Source organism: Nocardia sp. KT25-26 (genome assembly GCF_056627695.1).
Map to the genome: position 1 here is coordinate 2,347,823 of NZ_CM152813.1, position 21,612 is coordinate 2,369,434.

At 70.7% G+C, this 21,612-nt stretch carries 19 protein-coding genes; 13 read left to right on the forward strand and 6 right to left on the reverse strand.

The window, feature by feature from the left end:
* Position 1 precedes the first annotated feature (1 nt).
* Complete coding sequence (locus AC1HFH_RS10605; RefSeq protein WP_480247256.1) at positions 2-658, forward strand: hypothetical protein; 657 nt, start codon at positions 2-4, stop codon at positions 656-658.
* A gap of 81 nt (positions 659-739) precedes the next feature.
* On the opposite strand, the gene AC1HFH_RS10610 is transcribed toward AC1HFH_RS10605, so the two are convergent.
* Together AC1HFH_RS10610 and AC1HFH_RS10615 are read right to left on the reverse strand one after the other, a co-directional pair.
* Positions 740-2,398 (reverse strand): hypothetical protein, encoded by a 1,659-nt coding sequence (locus AC1HFH_RS10610; RefSeq protein ID WP_480247257.1) that lies wholly within the window; start codon positions 2,396-2,398, stop codon positions 740-742.
* Positions 2,395-2,730 carry a type VII secretion target gene (locus tag AC1HFH_RS10615; protein WP_480247258.1) on the reverse strand — a complete coding sequence of 112 codons (336 nt, stop codon included), beginning with the start codon at positions 2,728-2,730 and terminating at the stop codon, positions 2,395-2,397. The genes AC1HFH_RS10610 and AC1HFH_RS10615 overlap by 4 nt, the downstream gene beginning before the upstream one ends.
* A 183-nt stretch (positions 2,731-2,913) precedes the next feature.
* Here AC1HFH_RS10615 and AC1HFH_RS10620 point away from each other — a divergent pair, with 183 nt between their 5' ends.
* The 3 genes from AC1HFH_RS10620 to AC1HFH_RS10630 are packed head-to-tail and all read left to right on the forward strand — an operon-like array spanning position 2,914 to position 5,303.
* A complete protein-coding gene (locus AC1HFH_RS10620; RefSeq protein ID WP_480247259.1) occupies positions 2,914-3,891 on the forward strand; it encodes an NAD-dependent epimerase/dehydratase family protein in 978 nt (325 codons plus the stop codon).
* Positions 3,892-3,948: 57 nt separating this feature from the next.
* The gene (locus tag AC1HFH_RS10625) at positions 3,949-4,965 is read left to right on the forward strand and encodes an Rv2578c family radical SAM protein (RefSeq protein WP_480247260.1); all 1,017 of its coding nucleotides are present in this window, start codon (positions 3,949-3,951) and stop codon (positions 4,963-4,965) included.
* A 35-nt stretch (positions 4,966-5,000) separates the two neighbouring features.
* Entirely contained in the window at positions 5,001-5,303 is a 303-nt protein-coding gene (locus AC1HFH_RS10630) for a hypothetical protein (protein ID WP_480247261.1), read from the forward strand.
* 4 nt (positions 5,304-5,307) lie between these two features.
* On the opposite strand, the gene AC1HFH_RS10635 is transcribed toward AC1HFH_RS10630, so the two are convergent.
* Together AC1HFH_RS10635 and ypfJ are read right to left on the reverse strand one after the other, a co-directional pair.
* Positions 5,308-5,814 (reverse strand): hypothetical protein, encoded by a 507-nt coding sequence (locus AC1HFH_RS10635; protein WP_480247262.1) that lies wholly within the window; start codon positions 5,812-5,814, stop codon positions 5,308-5,310.
* 56 nt (positions 5,815-5,870) lie between these two features.
* On the reverse strand, positions 5,871-6,782 hold the full coding sequence (gene ypfJ / locus AC1HFH_RS10640) for a KPN_02809 family neutral zinc metallopeptidase (protein WP_480247263.1): 912 nt from the start codon (positions 6,780-6,782) through the stop codon (positions 5,871-5,873).
* A 258-nt stretch (positions 6,783-7,040) separates the two neighbouring features.
* Here ypfJ and aspS point away from each other — a divergent pair, with 258 nt between their 5' ends.
* A complete protein-coding gene (gene aspS, locus AC1HFH_RS10645) occupies positions 7,041-8,804 on the forward strand; it encodes an aspartate--tRNA ligase (protein WP_480247264.1) in 1,764 nt (587 codons plus the stop codon).
* A gap of 104 nt (positions 8,805-8,908) precedes the next feature.
* Positions 8,909-9,880 carry a DUF389 domain-containing protein gene (locus AC1HFH_RS10650; protein WP_480247265.1) on the forward strand — a complete coding sequence of 324 codons (972 nt, stop codon included), beginning with the start codon at positions 8,909-8,911 and terminating at the stop codon, positions 9,878-9,880.
* On the opposite strand, the gene AC1HFH_RS10655 is transcribed toward AC1HFH_RS10650, so the two are convergent.
* Positions 9,852-10,835, reverse strand: coding sequence for a DUF2189 domain-containing protein (locus AC1HFH_RS10655; RefSeq protein WP_480247266.1), 984 nt, complete (start codon positions 10,833-10,835; stop codon positions 9,852-9,854). The genes AC1HFH_RS10650 and AC1HFH_RS10655 overlap by 29 nt on opposite strands.
* A gap of 194 nt (positions 10,836-11,029) precedes the next feature.
* Here AC1HFH_RS10655 and AC1HFH_RS10660 point away from each other — a divergent pair, with 194 nt between their 5' ends.
* The gene (locus tag AC1HFH_RS10660) at positions 11,030-12,199 is read left to right on the forward strand and encodes a phosphotransferase family protein (RefSeq protein WP_480247267.1); all 1,170 of its coding nucleotides are present in this window, start codon (positions 11,030-11,032) and stop codon (positions 12,197-12,199) included.
* Between the two features lie 12 nt (positions 12,200-12,211).
* On the opposite strand, the gene AC1HFH_RS10665 is transcribed toward AC1HFH_RS10660, so the two are convergent.
* Complete coding sequence (locus tag AC1HFH_RS10665; RefSeq protein WP_480247268.1) at positions 12,212-13,870, reverse strand: alkaline phosphatase D family protein; 1,659 nt, start codon at positions 13,868-13,870, stop codon at positions 12,212-12,214.
* 223 nt (positions 13,871-14,093) lie between these two features.
* On the opposite strand from AC1HFH_RS10665, the gene AC1HFH_RS10670 reads away from it, so the two are divergent.
* The 6 genes from AC1HFH_RS10670 (at position 14,094) to AC1HFH_RS10695 (ending at position 21,599) form a co-directional block, all read left to right on the forward strand.
* Positions 14,094-15,440 (forward strand): replication-associated recombination protein A, encoded by a 1,347-nt coding sequence (locus AC1HFH_RS10670; protein WP_480247269.1) that lies wholly within the window; start codon positions 14,094-14,096, stop codon positions 15,438-15,440.
* 90 nt (positions 15,441-15,530) lie between these two features.
* A complete protein-coding gene (gene alaS / locus AC1HFH_RS10675) occupies positions 15,531-18,197 on the forward strand; it encodes an alanine--tRNA ligase (protein WP_480247270.1) in 2,667 nt (888 codons plus the stop codon).
* Positions 18,197-18,769 (forward strand): Holliday junction resolvase RuvX, encoded by a 573-nt coding sequence (gene ruvX / locus AC1HFH_RS10680; RefSeq protein WP_480247271.1) that lies wholly within the window; start codon positions 18,197-18,199, stop codon positions 18,767-18,769. Before alaS ends, ruvX begins: the two co-directional genes overlap by 1 nt.
* A complete protein-coding gene (locus tag AC1HFH_RS10685; RefSeq protein WP_480247272.1) occupies positions 18,766-20,262 on the forward strand; it encodes an endolytic transglycosylase MltG in 1,497 nt (498 codons plus the stop codon). The genes ruvX and AC1HFH_RS10685 overlap by 4 nt, the downstream gene beginning before the upstream one ends.
* Positions 20,255-21,079, forward strand: coding sequence for a shikimate dehydrogenase (locus AC1HFH_RS10690; RefSeq protein WP_480247273.1), 825 nt, complete (start codon positions 20,255-20,257; stop codon positions 21,077-21,079). The genes AC1HFH_RS10685 and AC1HFH_RS10690 overlap by 8 nt, the downstream gene beginning before the upstream one ends.
* A gap of 76 nt (positions 21,080-21,155) precedes the next feature.
* Positions 21,156-21,599: a B-4DMT family transporter gene (locus tag AC1HFH_RS10695; protein ID WP_480247274.1), complete on the forward strand. Its 444-nt coding sequence runs from the start codon at positions 21,156-21,158 to the stop codon at positions 21,597-21,599.
* Positions 21,600-21,612: the final 13 nt, after the last annotated feature.

The window sequence follows — 21,612 nt, forward strand, 5'->3', positions numbered from 1 at the left end:
GGTGGACGTGGAGCAGGGCAGGCCGGAGCCGCCGGCCGACGTCGGGATCGACCTGGTGGCGCCGGAGACGTTCGCTCCGGTGCTGCGCCGGGTCGCCGGTATCGCGGCCGGAATCGGTATCGCGGCCGGGCTGCTGGCCGCGTTGTGGCTGAGCTGGTGGGCCGCACTGAGCATCGGAGTCGTGGTCGGGCTGCCGACCGTGCTGTACACGATCGCGGTCCGGCGCCGCCGGTTGTGGCTGCGCGGGACCACATTGCATGCGCGCACCGTCTTCGGTGAGCACACTCTCGACGTGGCGGCGGTGGCCGGCGCCGAATTGCTGGTGTTCCCGGGGCGGTTGAGCCGGGTGGTGCTGCGGCTGACCGGCGGCTCCGGCGACGGGCGGACCCGGCTGGTCCCGGTGGCCATGTACACCGACAGTGGCAGCGGCCGGGAGCTGCATCCACTCGGCCTGCGCCGGCTCGCCGATGCGCTGGCCGCCGGGCAGCTCGCCGCGGCGGCGGTGCTGTCGGAGGTGCTGGTGCAGCAGTTGCGGGCGGAGGCGCGGGACGCCGGACTGGCCGAACGACCGCTGTACCGCGCCGTACAGCAGGCGCGTTCGCGGGATGCGGTGTCACCGGTGGTGCTGACCGACAGCGACGTCGCCGGGCTGGCCTGAGTACGCACCGCGAGGGATCGAAAAGCGAATCGGCCCCGGGCCGCTGCAGCGGGCCGGGGCCGATCTTCGTATCAGGGCCGTTCAGAAACGGTCGCTCTCGTCGCGCAGCTCATCATTGGGTGTGGTGCCGATGACATCCGGGGTCGCCTCACCGAGCGGGCCGGTGAGATCGTTCTCTCCGGTGCGGTTCTGGTGCGGTTGCACCGAGCGGGCATGTTCCTCGTCGTTGTTGCCGCGCTGGCCGGCGCCGGCCGCACCCGGGCCGCCGCCCATATAGCCGCCGGGTCCGCCGACCCCGGCGGGAGTGGTGCCCATCGGCATCCCGCCGCGCATCATCGGTGCGCCCCCCGGGCCGCCCGGCATCGAGGAGCCCGCACCCGGGACGCCCGGTGCGCCGGTACCCGACAGACCGGGTGTACCGATGCCCGGCGATCCGCCACCCGGCGAGCCGAGCCCGCCGGGGCTGCCGAGCCCGCTCGGCCCGCCGGGGGTACCGAGGGGCCCCAGGCCCGCGGGCGTGGTCGTGGTACCGACCCCGGCGGGGGAGGTGTTCAGACCGGCCGGGGAGGTCGAGGTGCCGGTGCCGTCACCGGACATCATCTCCTTTGCCTGCGCCAGCACCGGTTCGCCGATGTTCTGTGCAGCCGCCTGGGCCACTTCCTGCGGTGCCGGTAGACCGCTCTGGCCGAGGAGCTGCCCGACGGCGCCGTTCAGCTCGGCGGTGTGCCCGGCCAGCGAGCCACGGGTGGCGTTGACGACGGACACACCCTGGCCGAGATGTTCGGTCGCGGAGGTCATGAGCGCGACCTGGGTCGGCGGCAGCATGATCGCCGGAGCCATGGCCACGGCCTGCGTGGCGAACGAGGTCGCGATCCCGGCCAGCTGCAGATTGCCCTGCTGGACGACCGCGGCGGCCCGCTGAGTGATCTCGGCGATGTCGACACCACGCTGACTGGTTTCCTCGCCCTGTACCCGGGTCTGCCGGCTCTCCTCCTGTGCGGCGTCGGCGGCGGCGCCTTCCCAGGACTGCATCGCCGTCTGGATGCCGCCCTCGGCGACGGTCATCGCCATATCGATCACCCCCGAGGCATGGCTCAGGATCGCCGTGGGATCGAGCGCACCCAGCACCCCGGTGCCGAAGCTGTTGAGCAGCTCCAGGATCGGTTGCAGCAGGACATCGACACCCGGCAGTCCGGGTACCGCCGCGCCGCTGAGCAGTGCGGCCACCGGGTCGGCAGGAAGTTCGGGGAGTTCCGGCAGCATCGGTGCCGCCGGAGCCGATGCGGGCGCGGCACCGGCGGCCGCAGCCGTTCCGCCGCCGGCACCGCCGAGCAGTCCGTCGGTTGCTTGACGGGCGCCGTCGAGGACTCCCTGCGCCCCGTCCAGTGCCGGTGCGATGGCGCCGTGCAGTGCGTCACCTGCCGAGTCCAGGACTCCGTCGGGTGCCGGGAGGCCGCCCAGCGGGTCCTCCGGGGCGCCACCGCCGAGCCCACCGAGCCCGGCCGGTGACCCGGCGAGCCCGGGCTGCTGATCCTCGGTGGCCTTGCGCGCGAAGACCAGTTCCGGGGCCTCGGCCGGCTCCACGTCCTCGGGGAGCTGCATCAGCGGGACATCGATGATCGCCTGCTGCGCGAGCTCGGTATCGGCCGGAGCCGCACCGGAAAGGGGTGCGTCGGCGGCCGGTTGTGCGGCCGCGGGCGGCGCGATGACGCCGAGATCTCCCGAGTCGATCGGCCTCACACCGCACCCCCGGTGATCTCGGCCGCCTTGGCGGCGATATCGCCGGCGAAGGCGACGTCCTCCACCTCGTACCTGCTGGCCGCCGCGAACGCCCCCTCGGAGAGTTTCGCGTACCGGGCGGACAGGTCGTTCATATCCTTGGCCTGCAGCACCTGCGCGGCCGCGAACGACAGTAGATAGTCGGCGCCGATCAGGCCGAACACCGGCGTCATGGCGGTGATGTTGCCGACGACGTCGAGATTCGCGACTCCGGCGATCTCGGCCGCGACCCCGCCGTTCGTCGAGCCGAGTGCGGCGATCGCCGCGGGATCTGCCCGGAGATGATCACTCATCGAGTGGCCCCCCAATCGTTGTGAACGGTGACGTGTGCACACCGGCAGCCGCGAAACTCCCGTCGCGGGTGCGCAGTCCGTGCACGCGCTAAATATAGCCGACCACTCCGACGCTTTCGAGCGCCCGGGACCGACCCGGGCCGAATGCGCGACAAACTAGAACATGTTCTATATTCTCGGGTCATGAAGGTCGCAGTGACCGGCGCCGCCGGCTACCTCGGAACCAATCTGATCCCCGCGCTGCTCATGGAGGGCCACGAGGTCGTCGCCGTCGACCGGGTGCGCCCCGGGGTGGCCGACGAGCCCGGGGTCACCTGGGTCGAGGGCGACGTCCTCGATTCGGACGGCATGCGTACCGCGTTCGCCGGTGCCGAGGTGGTATTCCACCTGGTGGCGCTGATCACCCTGGCCGAGCACAACGATGTGGCCTGGCGGGTGAACACCGAGGGGGTGCGGATCGCCGCGGAGGCCGCCCTGGCCGCCGGGGTGCGCCGGTTCGTGCACACCAGTTCGATCCATGCCTTCGACCAGTACCGCAGCGGCGGCCGGATCGACGAGAACGCCCGCCGCTCCGACGATCCGTCGCTGCCCGTCTACGACCGGTCCAAATGGGCGGGGGAGCAGGAGTTGCGCACGGTCGTCGAGCGCGGTCTGGACGCGGTGATCTGCAATCCCACCGGTGTCTTCGGTCCGGTCGACCTGCGTGGTCGGCTGTCCCGGATCAACCGCACGGTCGCCGACTGCGCCAAGGGGCGGGTGCCGATCACCATCGGCGGTGGCTTCGACCTCGTCGATGTGCGTGATGTGGCCGCCGGGCTGATCCTGGCCGCCGAACACGGTCGCACCGGGGAGAACTATCTGCTGGGCGGCACCATGACGCCGATGCTGGACCTGTGTCGGCGGGCGGCCGAACATGCGGGTGTACGTGGCGCCCGGTTCGCGATCCCGCCCAAGGTGATCGGGGCGATGTTGCCGGTGCTGGAGCCGGTCGGCCGGCGATTCGGCGTGGATGCGCTGTCCAAGGCCGCGCTCGGTGCCCTGATCTCGGCTCCGGAAGTCGATCACGGCAAGGCCGAACGCGAACTCGGCTACCGGCCCCGTCCGGTGGACCGTTCGATCACCGAGCTCGTCGACTTCCTGCTCGAGCCGGTGCCCGCGTGACCGTGCTGCACTGCCCGGCTGCTTGACACCTGTTCGAACGCATGTTCGACTGATGGGGTGCGGTGGCGGAACCAGGCCCTGGATGCCGACGACGGAGCCCTGCCCGGCCTGGAGCGGGCCGGGCTGGTCCGCACGGTCCGTACCCCGGAGTTCGACGGGATCACCTTCCACGAGGTGCTGTGCAAGAGCGCCCTCAATCGGGTCCCCGAGGGTTCGGGGCTGCCGTTTCGCTGGACGGTCAACCCGATGCGGGGCTGTACCCATGCTTGCCGCTACTGTTTCGCACGCGGCAGCCACGAATATCTGGGACTCGACGCCGGTGCCGATTTCGATTCCCGAATCGTGGTGAAGACCAATGTTGCCGCGGTACTGCGCCGGGAGCTGGCACGGCGATCCTGGCGCCGTGAACCGGTCGCGCTCGGTACCAACACCGATCCGTATCAGCGGGCAGAGGGGCGGTACCGGCTGATGCCCGGCATCATCGCCGCACTCGCGGAATCGGGGACGGGCTTCTCGATCCTCACCAAGGGGCCGCTGCTGCGCCGGGATCTGCCCCTGCTCACGGCGGCCGCCCGGCAGGTGCCGGTCCGGCTCGCGGTATCCATCGCGATCGCCGACCCGGAGCTGCACCGCAGCCTGGAACCCGGAACCCCGCCGCCGGGCTCGCGCCTGGCGCTGGTCCGCGCCCTGGCCGACGCGGGATTCGACGTTCATGTGATGGTCGCACCGGTGATCCCGTGCCTCACCGACGGCCGCGCACACCTGACCGGACTGTTCGGCGATATCGCGGCGGCCGGCGCCACGAGTGCGGTGGCTTTCCCGATGCATCTGCGGGGCAGTACCCGCGGCTGGTTCCTGACCTGGCTCGGCGCCGAACACCCGGCGCTGCTGCGCCGCTATCGCCGGATCTACGGCCACGGACCGAACGTCGCACCCGAATACGCGGCCTGGCTGCGGGAACGGGTCGACCCGCTGCTCGACGAGTTCGGCCTGCGCGGCCGGCCCGCCGTACCGTCGGCACCCGGTCCGCTCCGCACGGCTGCGCTGGATCGGCAGCTCGCTTTGTTCGGCTGACCCACCGATCGCCGGGCCGGGCGCATCATGAGGGAATGGACGACAACCAGCGGTCCATTGCCCGGCCGCGGGCCCGGCGTGGACGGTGGACATCGTTCGTGGCCCCGGAACCGGAACCCGGCCGGCCCGTACGCGGCCTGCACGAGGAAGGCAATCCGGCCCATCGCGCTCGGATCGAACACGACCGCGACACGCTGCTGGTCCACATCAGTGACGAGGACGGACACGGCTGGACGACCCCGGCGATCGACCGGGCCACCCGCGGCTGGGCGGTGGCGCAGCGCGACACCCAGGCCGAGGCCGCGGCACAGGCCTACCGGCTGCTCTATCCGAGCTGATGCGTCAGCCGTCCTCCTCGAACCCGTCGACCAGCTGCCGGTACAGGTCGGTGAAGCGTTCCCGGTGCTCCTGCTGGTCCTCGCTCAGGCCGGCGACCTCGTCCGGCCCGTACATGATCAGGTGGACATCGGCGGCGGGGTCGGCGCCCATCAGGTCGATGAGCCGGGCGCCCTCGCCGGTGCGTGACGGCAGCCCGAGGTCGGCGTCGGCGAGCGCTTTCGTTTCCTTGCGGGCTGCCGTCAGCACCTTGCCGGGAACGGTTCCGGCGATCTCCTCGGGCGCCCGGTCCGGCTTCCGGTCCGCATCGGCGGCATCGGGCCGGTACACGGCGGTGCCGTCGGGATAGACCTGCAGCACCGGCCGCAGGTCGGTGCGCTGCTGCCAGCCGCCGGGGAAGGTGGTCAGCGTGAACAGCGGCAGGTCCGCCGGCTCGGACTGTGCGGTACCGCCGGCCAGGGTCGCGGGCAGTACGACGGCGCAGGCGAGCAGGGCCGGCAGGGGTGATCGCATCGGATTCCTCGGATCGGGGGCAACGGTCGGGCGGCCGGCGGACCGGCACATCGCGGTCAGCGTAGGCCGGCCGGATTGTTCAGATCGGGTGCCGAGTAGGTGTCGCAGGCGGCCACCGATCCGGTGCGGTAGCCGGTCAGGAACCACTTCTGCCGCTGTTCCGAGGATCCGTGGGTCCAGGCTTCCGGGTTCACCCGGCCCTGCGCGGACTGCTGGATCCGGTCGTCGCCGACCGCCGAAGCAGCCGAGAGCGCGTCCCGGATATCGGACTCCGACAGCGGCGCGAGGAACGGGCGGTCGCTGCCCGGCGCGGGTTGTTCGTCGGCGTAGTGTGCCCAGACCCCGGCGTAGCAGTCGGCCTGCAGTTCGGTGCGCACCGCGCCGGATTCGGGGCCGCGCGGGTCCTGCTGTGCCCGGCTGATATCGCCCAGTTGGGTCTGCAGGTGATGGCCGACCTCGTGGGCGACCACGTACTCCTGGGCGAGCGGCCCACCGCTGGAGCCGAATCGGTCGACGAGATCCTGGAAGAAACTGGTGTCGAAGTACGCGGTCCGGTCCCGCGGGCAGTAGAACGGGCCGACCGCACTGGTCGCATTGCCGCAGCCGCCGGTCGACACCCCGCCGGAGAACAACGTGAGGCCTGGTTCGGCATAGGTCGTACCGGTCTGTTCGGGCAGCTGGACGGCCCAGACCGAATCCAGGCTGTGCATGGTGGCGATCACCCGGCATTCGACATAGGTGTTCGCCGCCTCGGCGGTGGTGCAGTGCGCGGTGTCGACCGCACCCCCGCCCACTGTGCCCGGGCCGCCGGAGCCACCGACCAGGCCGGTCGGGTCGCCGCCGAGCAGCACCACGACCACCGCGATGAGCAGCCCGCCCAGGCCGCCGCCGACGGCGACCTTGCCGCCCATTCCGCCGCCGGACGAGGCCCGGCCCGGATCGAACTGCATCCCCTCGTTGAAGGTCATCGTCTTCGTTCCCGTCTCGTTCCCGGCCCGCCGACCATCTCCGCCGCCACGCTCGTCCGCGTCCGCCGCACGGCCGTGCCGCGCCCCGCGTCCGAGCGGGACAAGCTTGACATGTCCGGCCGCGCCGCGCCTGCTCCCCGGCCGGGTGTCGCAGCCGGGCCACGGTAAACCCGGTTCCGGATCCGCGCACGCGATCACTACGATGGAGCGGCACCCGGTCATCGGAGCCGGTGTGCGACTCGTCGAAAGGAATCGTCAGTGCTGCGCACCCACTTGGCTGGTTCGCTGCGAAGCGAGCACGCCGGTCAGACCGTCACCCTCACCGGCTGGGTGGCCCGGCGGCGCGACCACGGTGGCGTGATATTCATCGATCTGCGGGATGCCTCCGGAGTCTCGCAGGTGGTGTTCCGCGAGGGCGAGGCCGCCGAACAGGCGCATCGGCTGCGGGCCGAGTTCTGTGTGCAGGTCACCGGCGTGGTGGAGCAGCGCCCGGACGGCAACGAGAACCCGGAACTGCCCACCGGGCAGATCGAGGTGAACACCAGCGAGCTCGTGGTGCTGAACGAGAGCGCGCCGCTGCCGTTCCAGCTCGACGAGCAGCCCGGCGACGAGATCCGCCTCAAGTACCGCTACCTGGACCTGCGCCGGGAGGGCCCGGGGCACGCCATCCGGCTGCGGTCCAAGGTCAACGCCGCGGCCCGCGATGTGCTCGCCCGGCACGATTTCGTGGAGGTGGAGACTCCCACGATGACCCGCTCCACCCCGGAGGGTGCCCGCGACTTCCTGGTGCCGGCCCGGCTGCAGCCCGGGAACTTCTATGCGCTGCCGCAGAGCCCGCAGCTGTTCAAGCAGCTGCTCATGGTCGGCGGTATCGAGCGCTACTTCCAGATTGCGCGCTGCTACCGGGACGAGGACTTCCGCGCCGACCGGCAGCCGGAGTTCACCCAGCTCGACATCGAGATGAGCTTCGTGCGCCAGGAGGACGTGATCCTACTGGCCGAGGACATCCTGGTCGCGCTGTGGCGCCTGGTGGGCTACGAGATCCCGACGCCGATCCCGCATATGACCTACGCGGAGGCGATGCGCCGGTTCGGCTCCGACAAGCCGGATCTGCGGTTCGGGGTGGAGATCACCGAGCTGACCGATTACTTCAAGGACACTCCGTTCCGGGTGTTCCAGGCGCCGTACGTGGGTGCGGTCGTGATGCCCGGCGGCGCGAGCCAGCCGCGCCGCCAGCTCGACGCCTGGCAGGAATGGGCCAAGCAGCGTGGTTCCAAGGGCCTTGCCTACGTGCTGGTCCAGGAGGACGGCACGCTCGGTGGCCCGGTGGCGAAGAACCTGAGCGAACAGGAACGCAAGGGGCTGGCCGAGCAGGTCGGCGCCGAGCCCGGCGATTGCATCTTCTTCGGTGCCGGTGCAGTGAAGTCGACCCGGGCGCTGCTCGGTGCGGCGCGCGGCGAGATCGCCCGCAAATGCGACCTGATCGACGAGAACGCCTGGGCGTTCGTCTGGATCGTCGACGCCCCGATGTTCGAGCCGGTCGAGGAGGCCACCGCCGAGGGCGATGTCGCGCTGGGCCATTCCGCCTGGACCGCAGTGCATCACGCCTTCACCTCACCGAAGCCGGAATGCCTGGACAGCTTCGACACCGATCCGGGTTCCGCCCTGGCCTACGCCTACGACATCGTCTGCAACGGCAACGAGATCGGCGGCGGCAGCATCCGCATCCACCGCCGCGATGTCCAGGAGCGGGTGTTCGAGGTGATGGGCATCGGGCACGACGAGGCGCAGGAGAAGTTCGGCTTCCTGCTGGACGCCTTCGCCTACGGCGCGCCGCCGCACGGCGGTATCGCGTTCGGCTGGGACCGGATCACCGCGCTGCTGGCGGGCGAGGACTCCATCCGTGAGGTGATCGCCTTCCCGAAGACCGGTGGCGGCGTCGACCCGCTCACCGATGCGCCGGCGCCGATCACCGCCCAGCAGCGCAAGGAGTCGGGTATCGACGCCACGCCGCAGCAGTAGACACACCCCGGCGGATATACCGCCGGACCGGGGCCGGCCCCGCTACCTTCGGGTTGTTTCCCGTTCACGGCCGGTGAGCGGACCGGACAGGAGGTGGCGGGGCCGTGCTGCATCTGCGGGTGATCAGTCCGGCCACCCGGACCGAAGCGGTGCGGCAGCTGCTCACCTCCGCGGCCGGAGTCACGCACCTCACGATCGATGCCGGTGCTGCCTGTGAACCACCCGGGGATCTGGTGCAGGCCGATATCGTCCGCGAATCCGCCGACCCGGTGCTCGACGGCCTGGAGCGGCTCGGCATCCGGCACGGCGGCGCGATCACCCTGCAACCGGTGCAGACGGTGTTCTCCGACAGCGCCGACCGAGCCGCCCGGCAGGCGACGGGCGATGAGGACGACGCGGTGGTGTGGCAACAACTGCTGGCCGAAACGCACGAGGAGTCCACTCTCGGCGTCGGGTTCGTCACCTATCTGACCATCGCCTGCCTGCTGTCGGCGATCGGTGTGGCAACGAATTCGCCGGTCACCATTGTCGGCGCCATGGTCGTCGGCCCGGAATTCGGTCCGCTGGCAGCCCTTGCCGTCGGGCTCGTGACCCGGGATTTCCGGCTGGCGCGGCGGTCGGTCACCGCACTGCTGGTGGCCTTTCCGATTGCGCTGGCGGTGACGCTGGTGAGCGTGACGGCCTGGGAAATGTTCGGCTGGGTGACGGTCGAGCAGGTCCGCGACGCCGACCGGGTGGACTTCATCTATCAGGTCGGCCCGTTCTCGCTGATCGTGGCGCTGCTGGCCGGTACTGCCGGGATGCTGTCGCTGGTGACCGCCAAATCCGCGGCCCTGATCGGCGTGTTCATCTCGGTGACCACGGTGCCTGCCGCCGGTTATGCCGTCGTCGCGGCCACCCTGGGCGAGTGGCGGGTCGCGGCAGGCTCCCTCGGGCAGTTGGCGGTCAACCTGGTCGGCATCGTGGTCGCCGGGGTGGTACTGCTCGGTGTGTATCGCTGCCGCCCGGCGCACCCGCAGCGACACCGGCTGGCAGTGAAACGTCCGTTCATACCGGTGCGACGAGACCGCCGGTGAGGGTGCGGTAGGCGACGGTCACCGCGATCGTGCACACCGGTGCGGCCACGAACAGCCCCAGTCCGCACAGCAGGGCGCCGACGAAAGTGAGCAGCAGCACCGCCAGGGCCAGCAGCAGCACCTGCCAGATGTTGGCCAGCACCAGTTGCACGCTCGCCTTGATCGCCTCGAACGGGCCCATGTCCTGATCGATGACGAACGGGATGGCGAACATGCAGAAGAAGCCGACCACCAGGCCCGGCAGCAGGCACAACAGCGAGGCGATCAGAGTGAGTGCGAACGCGAGCAAGGCGGTGAGCAGCACATTGCCGGCATTCACGAACCGGAAGAAGGCCCCGAATGCGGGTGGCGTGCCGTCGGTTTCGTACAGCGCACCGCGCAGCAACGCCGCCTGCAGCAGCCAGACCGCGGTCATCACCACCAGGAACAGCATCAGCACCGAGAACAGCGAGGTGGGCTCGAATACGCGGACCGCGAGCACGTAGGTCAGGTAGAGCAGGAACCCGATCGCGGTGACACCCAGCCAGGCCAGCGGGTTGGCGCGGAACCGCTCCCATCCGTAGCTCAGGCAGCGGCCGACGTCGAGCGTACCGTCGGGGCCGACCGGCATCGCCGACACGCCGCCGGCGGGGGTGGCTCCGGGTGGTGGGGGTACCGGCGGGATACCGGGTCCGGTGCCGGGGGGGCCGTAGCCGGGCTGGGGGGCCGCGGGGCCCGGCAGCGGCGGTGGCGGGGCCACCGGCTCGGAGCCGTACTGCGCGGCGCCCGGGCCGTCGAACTGCGGGTACCCCGCGGCACCGGGCAAACCGTGCCGGGGCGGCCCGCCGGCGTCGCCACCGGCGGCCGGATCCGGGCCTTTCTGCTGGCCCGGTGGGGTGGCGGGAGGTCGGCCGCCGCCCGGGGCCGGGTGCTCGCCAGGTGAATCGCTCGATGCGGCAGACGGTGTGTCGGTCACTGTGGTAGACCTTTCGACTCAACTGGTTTGCGGTGTGGCGCACAGCAGTTGACGACGAGAAAACCCGACACCGGCCCGCGGTGTCAAGCGGACGGCGACCGTGTGCACCATCGGGTCCTCAACACGCCGGGCGACGCGGAAAGGTTGTGTAACCGCTCGCTAGAAGTGACCCGGACCGAGTAGCTTGAGAGGCGATGACCGCACTATTGGCCGAACGCGCCGCCGACGTCGTGTCCGCAGCACAACAGTTGCTCACAAAGCGAATGGGTGCTCCGGTGAAGCTGAGCGATCCGATGGAACTCAGCGGCAGTGGTAGGACGACCGTCCTACGGGTGCGTGTCGCGGAGAACACCTATTCGTTGCCGCGCACGCTGATCGTGAAACAGGTGCGCGGCGCTGCCCAGGACCGCCGCACCGGTGGTATGGCGCCGGGTGTCGCCAGCATCGACTCGGCATTCCTGCGCGAGGCGGTGTCCTACCAGTTCACCACCGCACTGAGCCGTGATCAGCGTCCCGGCGCCTACCTCGTCGCGCACAGCCTGCCGGACCGGCTGCTGGTGCTGTCGGACCTGGGGGAGAACACCCGGATGACGACGGTGCTCGCCTCGCGGGCCGAACCGGCCGGCCGCAACGCCCAGATGGCCTTCGCTCAGGCACTCGGCCGCATGCATGCGGCCACTGTGGGGCGGGAAGAGGATTTCGTCGCGTTGCTGCGCCGGGTCGACTCCGCGCATCGCGTCGACGGTATCGCCCAGCAGGCGCAGGCCGCGATCGCCGATGTGCCGGGCATGCTGGAACGGGAACTGGGCATCGATGTGCCGGGTGAGATCGCCGAACGCATCGTGCACGGCAACCGGTTGTTCACCGGCGGCCGGCAGCGGGCCTTCAGCCCGTCCGACCTGTGCCCGGACAACGTGATCCTCAACGACGAGGGCGCCCGGTTCCTGGACTACGAGTGGGGCGGTTTCCGGGACGCGACCCTCGACGTCGCGTACGCGCTGGTGTCGTTCCCGGGCTGCCTGTGCGATATGGAGCTGTCCCGGGACCGGGCCCGGCAGATGGTGCACGCCTGGCGCGCCGAGGTGGTCGGTGTCTGGCCGTGGCTGGCCGACGACGACGTGCTCGCCGACCGCATCCTGGAAGCCCGGCTGATCTGGGTCTGGCTGTCGACCTTCTGGTTCCTGCCGGCCGACCACTCGCGGATCGCGACCGCCCGGGAACACGGGCTGTCCGTACCGCGGTCGGCCGCCCTGATCAACCGCTGGGCAGCGCTCGCCGAGGATGCCCGGGTGATCGGCGACGACACCGTCGGCGATTTCGCGGAACGGGTGTCGGCGACGCTCGAGGAGCGCTGGGCCGACTGACCGGGTGCCGGTTCAGCTCATCGGGCTGTTCCGCGGTTCGATCCGGCCGCCGGCCGGCACGGCGAACGAGGCGCCGTGCCGGACACCGCCGGCCGGGTCGGTGACATCGGTGAGGTAGAACCAGTCCATCTGGGCCTGTTCGGTGGTGACGTCGAAGACGCCGTAGCCGTGCGAATCCAGCTCGGTATAGCGGAGATGATGATTGGCCGCGCGGATCGCCTGCTCGACCGGGACCGAGGCGGTGCGCGGTGGCACCTGCAGCAGATCACCGACACTCGACGAGGTGACCGACGGGACCACGAATTCGGCGCCCGCGGTCGGCCCGCCCGGGTAGTTCGCCGCATCCACCGGCAGGTCGGCGGCCCAGGACGTGTGGATGTCGCCGGTCAGGAACACGACATCGGTGACGCCGCGGTCGGTGATGGTGCGGAACAGGGCGTCGCGGTCGGCCGTGTATCCGTCCCACTGGTCACCGTTGACGGTGAGACCGCCGTGCGGAATGCCGAGCGCCGTGGTGATCGCGGTGGTCGTCGCCGGCTCCAGGGGCGGGAAGACGAGTGGGGCGATCATGACCGGGTTGCCGATCAGCTTCCATCGGGTGGGTGCGGAGGTCAGGCCGGCGGTGAGCCAGTCGAGCTGAGCCCGGCCGGTGATGCTGCGGGCCGGGTCGTCGGCGTGCCGCCAGCCGGCCACCGGACCTGCCTCCTCATCGCGGTAGCTGCGCAGATCCAGCATGGACAGTTCGGCAAGGGTGCCGAACCGCAACCGTCGATAGATCTGCACGCTGCCGTCGGTGCGGGTGGCACGGACCGGCATCCATTCCAGGTACGCCCGGGTGGATGCGGCCTTGCGCGCCTGCCACGGGCCCTGGGTCGCCGGATCGTGGTTCTGGGCGCCGTCCCGCCAGGAGTTGTCGGCCGATTCGTGGTCGTCCCAGGTGCAGATGAACGGGGCCGCCGCGTGCAGGGCCTGCAGGTCCGCGTCGGTCTTGTACTGGCCGTGCCGGATCCGGTAGTCCGCGAGGGTGACGATGTCGTGGGCGGGTTCGTGCGCGCGGACGGTGCCGGTGCGGCCGCCGTACTCACCGCGGCCGTATTCGTAGAGGTAGTCGCCGAGATGGACGACGCCGTCCAGGTCGCCGCGCGCGGCGAGGTGACGGTAGGCACCGAAGTAGCCCGCTTCCCAGTTGGCGCAGGAGACCACCCCGAACCGGAGCCGTTCCGGGTTCGTGTCCGGCGCGGGTGCAGTGCGGGTCCGGCCGGTCGGTGAGGTCTGGCCCAGGGCCCGGAACCGGTAGAAGTAGTGCTGCCCGGGGGCGAGCCCGGTGACGTCGACTTTCACGGTGTGGTCGGTCTCGGCGGCGGCGGTTGTGGTGCCGGCCGCGGCGAGGGCGGCGAAGTTCTCGTCGTCGGCGATCTCCCACTGCACGGTCGCCGGTGCGCCGCGTCCGGATCCGGGGCCCGCCTCGTCGGCGACGGTGATCCGGGTCCACAGCACGACGGCGTCCGGCAACGGGTCACCGGAGGCCACACCGTGCCGGAACACCGGTCCGGCGGCGCCGGCGGTCGCTGCGGGGAGCAGGGTCGCCGCGACCGCCGCAGCGGTACCGCCGCGGAACAGCGTGCGGCGGGCGAATCCGGCGGAACCGGGATGATGCACGTTCTCGGCCACGATCGTCGATCCCAGCCGATCCGTCGGCGTGACGCAACTCGGGCGGACGGCGCGTCGCGCGGGCCGAGCGGCACCGTGCCGGCCGAATCGGGCGCACGACGGGCGAGGCCCGAGGGACACGTGCCGCGGCTCCGCACGCCGGTGGCAGTCGGGTGGCGCGAACCGGGTGCGCCGGATGGCGGTGGTCCGCGCAGTGTCGGTGCGGCTCGGTACCCTGCAGCGAGTGAATGAGAGCCTGTTCGACGTGCCGGGGGAGACGTCTGCGCCCGGACACGGCGCGGACGCGGTGGTGCGGCGCGACGCCGGTGCCCCGCTGGCCGTGCGGATGCGCCCACGCACCCTGGACGAGGTGATCGGCCAGCAGCATCTGCTGGGGCCGGGTTCCCCGCTGCGCCGCCTGGTGGAGGGTTCCGGTGCGGCGTCGGTACTGCTGTACGGCCCGCCGGGGACCGGGAAGACCACCCTCGCCTCGTTGCTCTCCCAGGCCACCGGCCGCCGCTTCGAGGCGTTGTCGGCATTGTCGGCGGGTGTGAAGGAGGTGCGTGCGGTCATCGATGTGGCCCGGCGCCGGCTCACGGCGGGGGAGCAGACCGTGCTGTTCATCGACGAGGTGCACCGGTTCTCCAGGACTCAGCAGGACGCCCTGCTGGCCGCGGTGGAGAACCGGATCGTCCTGCTGGTCGGCGCCACGACGGAGAACCCGTCGTTCTCGGTGGTGTCCCCGCTGCTGTCGCGCTCGCTGGTGCTGCAGCTGCAACCGCTGGGTTCCGCCGAGATCCGCGAGGTGCTGGACCGGGCGATCACCGACTCCCGCGGCCTGGCGGGCCGGTGCACGGTCACCGAGGAGGCACTCGAACACCTGGTCCGGATCGCCGGCGGGGATGCCCGGCGCGCGTTGACCGCCCTCGAGGCCTCCGCGGAATCCGCGCCGGACGGCGCGATCGATCTGGCCCTGGTCGAGGCCAGCGTCGACCGGGCCGCCGTGCGCTACGACCGCGCCGGTGACCAGCACTACGACGTGATCAGCGCGTTCATCAAATCGATCCGCGGTTCGGATGTCGACGCCGCGCTGCACTACCTGGCGCGGATGCTCACCGCCGGCGAGGATCCCCGCTTCATCGCCCGCCGGCTGATGATCCACGCCAGCGAGGACATCGGCATGGCGGATCCGACCGCACTGCAGACCGCCACGGCCGCCGCCCAGGTGGTCCAGCTGGTCGGGCTCCCCGAAGCGCGGCTGGCCCTCGCCCAGGCCACGATCCATCTCGCCACGGCCCCGAAATCGGGTGCGGTGGTCGCCGCGATCGGCGCCGCGATGGCCGATGTCGCGGCCGGAAAGGCCGGTCCGGTGCCGCCGCATCTGCGCGACGGGCACTACGGGGGTGCCGCGGCGCTGGGCAACGCCCAGGGATACCGGTATCCGCACGATGCCCGCGACGGCGTGCTGGCCCAGCAGTATCCGCCCGACGACCTCGTCGGTACCGACTACTACCGGGCCACCGACCACGGTCACGAGCGGGAGATCGGCCCCCGGGTGGACAAATTGCGGCGGATCGTCCGCGGCGGCTGACGGGCGGTTCGCCGCGGCGTACCGGTCGGTGGCCGTCACCACCCCGGGCGATGGGGCGGCGCCGCGCAGCGCCCGGTAGGCTGGATAAACGTGCAGACCCACGAGATCAGACGGCGATTCCTGGACCATTTCGTCCGTGCCGGACACACCGAGGTACCGAGTGCCTCGTTGATTCTGGCCGACCCCAACCTGCTGTTCGTCAACGCAGGAATGGTGCAGTTCAAGCCGTATTTCCTGGGCCAGGAGGCGCCGCCGTACGCGCGCGCGACCAGCGTGCAGAAGTGTGTCCGTACCGGCGATATCGAAGAGGTCGGTGTCACCACCCGGCACAACACCTTCTTCCAGATGGCGGGCAACTTCTCCTTCGGGGACTACTTCAAGGAAGGCGCCATCACCTTCGCCTGGGAGCTGATCAGCACGCCCCAGGAGGAGGGTGGCTTCGGTTTCGACCCCGAACGCATCTGGGTGACCGCCTACGAGAACGACCCGGAGGCCGCCGAGATCTGGCACCGGGTCGCGGGCATCCCGCGGGAACGGATCCAGTTCCGGGACGGCAAGGACAACTACTGGGACATGGGTGTGCCCGGGCCCGGCGGTCCGTGCTCGGAGATCTACTACGACCGTGGTCCCGAATACGGCCGCGAGGGCGGCCCGGTAGCCGACGAGGACCGCTACCTCGAGATCTGGAACCTGGTCTTCATGCAGGACATCCGCGGTGAGCTGAGCCCGAAGCTGGGGCATCCGCCGGTCGGTTCGCTGCCGAAGAAGAACATCGACACCGGTATGGGTGTCGAACGGGTCGCGATGCTGCTGCAGGGCGTGGACAACGTCTACGAAACCGACCTGCTGCGTCCGATCATCGACAAGGCCGAGGAGCTGACCGGCCGGACCTACGGCGTCCGGCACGCCGACGATGTGCGCTTCCGCGTCATCGCCGACCACGCCCGCACCGGTTCGATGCTGATCGCCGACGGGGTGAACCCCGGCAACGACGGCCGCGGCTACGTGCTGCGCCGGCTGCTGCGCCGGATCGTGCGTTCCGCGCGGCTGCTCGGGGCCGACCAGCCGGTGATGGCCGAGCTGATGAAGGTCGTCAGCGAACTGATGTCGCCGTCCTATCCGGAGCTGGCCACCGATTTCGCCCGCATCGAGACGGTGGCGGTCGGTGAGGAGACCGCGTTCCTGAAGACGCTGAACACCGGCTCGGCCCTGTTCGACAACACCGCCACCGCGGTGAAGGCGCAGGGTGGCAGCACCATCGCGGGCTCGGATGCGTTCACCCTGCACGACACGTACGGTTTCCCGATCGATCTGACCCTGGAGATGGCCGCGGAGGCCGGGCTCTCGGTCGACGAGGAGGGCTTCCGGTCCCTGATGGCCGAGCAGCGGCAGCGGGCCAAGGACGACGCCGCCGCGCGCAAGCATGCGCACGCCGACCTGTCGATCTACAAGGAACTGGTCGATGCCGGTGCCACCGAGTTCACCGGTTTCGACGAGCTCACCTCCGAAGCGCGGGTGCTGGCGCTGATCGCCGACGGAGTCCGGGTGCCGGCCGCCTCGGCCGGACAGGATGTCGAGGTGATCCTCGATCGCAGCCCGCTCTACGCCGAGGCCGGTGGGCAGATCGCCGATCGCGGCAGCATCACCGCCACCGGGCTGAAAGTGGCGGTCGGCGACGTCCAGAAGATCGCCAAGAAACTCTGGGTGCACAAGGCGACCGTCGAACAGGGACAGATCACCGAGGGCGATGTGGTGCTCGCCCAGGCCGACCCGGCCTGGCGGCGCGGCGCCACCCAGGGCCATTCCGGTACACATATGGTGCACGCCGCGCTCCGGCAGGTGCTGGGGCCGAACGCGGTGCAGGCGGGTTCGCTGAACAAGCCCGGCTACCTGCGCTTCGACTTCAACTGGCAGGGTGCGCTCACCGAGGCGCAGAAGGCCGATATCGAGGCGGTCTCCAACGATGCCGTCGGCGCGGACTTCCCGGTCAACACCTTCGTCACCGACCTGACCCGGGCCAAGGAAATGGGCGCCATGGCGCTGTTCGGGGAGAACTACGGCGACGAGGTGCGGGTCGTGGAGATCGGCGGCCCGTTCTCGATGGAACTGTGCGGCGGCACCCATGTCGAGCATTCCTCGCAGATCGGGCCGATCACGGTGCTCGGCGAATCGTCGGTCGGTTCCGGTGTGCGCCGCGTCGAGGCCTTCGTCGGCCTGGACTCCTACAAGTACCTGGCCAAGGAGCGGGCGCTGCTGGCCGGTGTCGCCTCGGCGCTCAAGGTGCCCTCCGACGAGGTGCCGGGGCGCGTCGAGCAGCTCGTCGACCGGCTCAAGACCGCCGAGAAGGAGCTGGAACGCACCAAGGTGGCCGCTGTGTTGGCCTCGGCGGGCGCCCTGGCCGAACAGGCCGAGCGGACCGGTGCGGTCCGTCTCGTCGCCGCGGCTGCCCCGGAAGGGGTCGGCGCCGGTGATCTGCGCACCCTGGCCACCGATGTCCGCGGCCGGCTGGGCAGTGATCCCGCGATCGTGGTGCTGCTCGGCAACACCGACGGCAAGGTGCCGTTCGTGGTAACGGTGAACAAGGCCGCGCAGGATCTCGGCATCCGGTCCGGCGACCTGGTCGGCAGTTTCGGCCCGAGCATCTCCGGCCGCGGTGGCGGCAAGCCGGAGATGGCGCAGGGGTCCGGGTCGGATCCCGCCGGAATCCCGGCCGCGCTGGCGGCGGTCCGGGCCCGGGTGGCCGAACTGGCCGGCTGATGGCCGGACCGGAGGAACCGGACGCCACCCCCGAGCGGCCCGATCCGGCCGCCGACCCCGGCCGGGGGCGGCGGATCGGGATCGACGTCGGGAGCGTGCGGATCGGGGTCGCGGCGAGCGATCCCGACGGTATTCTCGCCACTCCGGTGGAGACGGTGGCCCGGGCCTCCGCGAAATCCAGGTCCCGGCAACCCGGCCCGGGCCCGGACATCGCCAGGATTGCCGAAATTGTGCGCGAGTACGAGGCAGTCGAGGTGATCGTCGGCCTGCCTCGGACATTGCGCGGGGAAAGCGGCACGTCTGCTGCCATGGCCACCTCGTTCGCCCGGCGTTTGCGGAAGGTGATCGGACCGGTTCCGGTGCGCCTTTCCGACGAACGTTTGACTACGGTGTCTGCTGCACGTGCGCTGCGCGAGAGTGGAGTTCGAGCCCGCGGTCAGCGCCGGGTGATCGATCAGGCTGCGGCCGTATCGATCCTGCAAGGATGGTTGGACGAGCGGAGTGCGGTGTTGAACGACTCGGTGCCGGAAGGCACGGCGGAAACCTCGGACACCTCGGAGGGTCGCGGATGAGTGACCGGTGGGCGCGGGCCGAGGAACGCTACCGGCAGAAAGAGGCCGAGCGTCGGTACCCGCGTCGTGGCGGTGACACCTGGGCCGCCGCGGACAACTACGACGACGACACCACCGTCATTCCCCGCTACGACGACGAGACCTACGGGGACGCCGGCTACGACGAGGCCGACTTCCCGGGCGGTTATGCCGCACCCGAGCCGCGACGTCCGGCGCCGGCGGGTCGCGCCCGGCCACGGTCCCGCACCGGTCGCGGACGGAGCGGTTCGCCGGAGCGCCCGGCGGCATCGCGGCGGGGCAAGCGCTCCCGGATCGCCTCCCGGCGCGCGGCCGAACGGAAACGCCGTCGCCGGGTGCTGTGGCTGGTGGGTGCCGCCCTCATGGTGCTGTTCGTCGCCGCTACCGCCTTCACCGGCTACAAGCTGATGGGCCGCCTGGCCCCGCCCGAGGACTTCGCCGGCCCGCCCGGCCCGCCCGTCGTGGTCGAGGTGCTGTCCGGGGAGACCGCCACCGAGATCGCCGACACCATGGCCGAACAGGGCGTGGTGGCCAGCTCCGCTGCGTTCTACCAGGCCGCCCTGCAGAACGAGGCGATGAGCAGTGTGCAGCCCGGCTACTACGCGATCGGTGCGGGCAGCCCCGCGGCCGATGCGGTCGCGGCGCTGGTCGGTGGTGATGCGCGGGTCGGCAATGTGACCGTCTCCGAGGGCCGGTTGCTGCACGACAAGTTCGATGTGAGTACCGGCGGGCGGTACGACGGCATCTATCGGAAGATCGCCGACGCCAGCTGTATCGGCACCGGCGCCGATCAGCGGTGTGTCACCTACGAAGAGCTCGACGCGGCCGGGGCGAGCCTGGATCTGGCTGCGCTCGGGGTACCCGACTGGGCCGTGCAGGGCGTGCAGGACTGCCCGGACCGGAATCGGCAGCTGGAAGGTCTGATCGCCGCCGGGACCTGGGATTTCGATCCGAGCGGGACACCCGAGCAGATCTTGCGTCAACTCGTCACGGCGAGCGTGCAGAGCTACGAGTCCACCGGCCTGCTGGAATCCGGCGGCGATACCGGTCTGACGCCGTACGAGACGTTGATCGCCGCGTCACTGGTGGAACGCGAGGCCAAGCCCGACGATATGAGCAGGGTCGCCCGGGTGATCGTGAACCGGCTGGAGGTCGGCCAGATGCTGCAGTTCGACTCGACCGTGAACTACACACTGGACCACACCGAGGTGGCGACCACCGATGCCGACCGCGCCCGGGAAACCGCCTGGAACACCTACGCGATGTACGGACTGCCCCGCACCCCGATCGCCGCACCCTCGCTGAACGCGCTGCGGGCGATGGAGAATCCGGAACCGGGGCCGTGGCTGTACTTCGTCACCGTCGACAAGGAGGGGACCACCCTGTTCACCGACAACTACTCCGAGCACCTGGGCCTGGTCGCCCAGGCGCAGCAGAGCGGCATCCTCGACAGCGGCCGGAACTACGGTGGCTGACCGGCGCAAGGCGGCGGTGCTGGGTGAACCGATCGCGCATTCCCGGTCACCGCAGCTGCATCTGGCCGCCTACCACGCGCTCGGGCTGGACTGGAGCTACGAGCGCATCGAATGCTCGGCCGAACGGCTGCCCGGCCTGGTCGACGGGCTCGGACCGGAGTGGATCGGGCTGTCGGTGACCATGCCGGGCAAAGAAGCCGCGCTGGCCCGTGCGGACATCCGGACCGATCGGGCGGTACTGGTCGGCTCGGCCAACACCCTGGTGCGCACGGACGCGGGCTGGCTGGCGGACTGCACCGATGTGGACGGGGTGCTCGGTGCGCTGCGGGGCGGCGGGGTGGACCGGGTGACCGAGGGGGTCGTGCTGGGCGCTGGTGGCACCGCTCGGCCCGCACTGCTGGCGCTGGCGGAACTGGGCGCGGAGTCGGTGACCGTGGTCGCGCGGGATGCCGGGCGGGCCCGCGGCGCACTCGATCTGGCCGAGCGCCTCGGTATGGCCGTGTCGACGACGGGCTTCGACGCCGCCGCCATCGCCGAAGTGTGTGCCCGGGCCGGTGCCGTGGTGAGTACGGTTCCCCCGGCTGCGGCCGCGATCGTCGCCGACGCGGTGGCCGCCGCGCCGGTGGTACTCGATGCGATCTACGACCCGTGGCCGACCCCGCTGGCCGAGGCGGTGACCCGGGCCGGGCACACGGTGGTCGGTGGACTGCAGATGCTGCTGAACCAGGCCTACGGTCAGGTCGAACTGTTCACCGGGCGACCGGCGCCGCGGGCCGCGATGGCGGCGGCGCTGGCCGAATCGCTGCCGGACGCGTGATCGCGGTCCGGTCCGGCCGCAGCCGATTTTCTGATACGTGTTTCAGTTCGGTTCCGGGGCCGTTAGAGTGACCGGCATGCATGCGTGGCTGTTGCGGGCCCTGGGCCTCGGTGTCCTGGTGGTCGGTCTGCGGGTGGTGCTGGGCTTCGCCGCCGGAGTGTGGCCGACGCAGGGCTGGTGGATGCGCGCGCTGTGCCTGCTGACGGTCGTGGGTGCCGCGGCCGCCTGGGGGTGGCTGGACGGCCGCCGCGATCCCGGTCCGGACACCACACTGCGCTGGCTCACCGCTGCCGTCGCCGCGGGTGTCGGCAGCGGACTGCTGGCCTGGGGTGTCGACCGGCTACCCGGTACCGACCTCGGCGACAATCCGCTGTTGTTCGAAGCGACCGCATCCGCCTCGTTCGTCGTCCTGCTGGTATTCCTGCCGGCGCTGGCCGGTGCGGCATTGAGCCGTCGCCGGTCCCGAGGCCGCGGCGAGATACCCGAACCCGCCACCGAGCCGGCTCCCGCACCGGCCTGATCGGCCGTCGCAT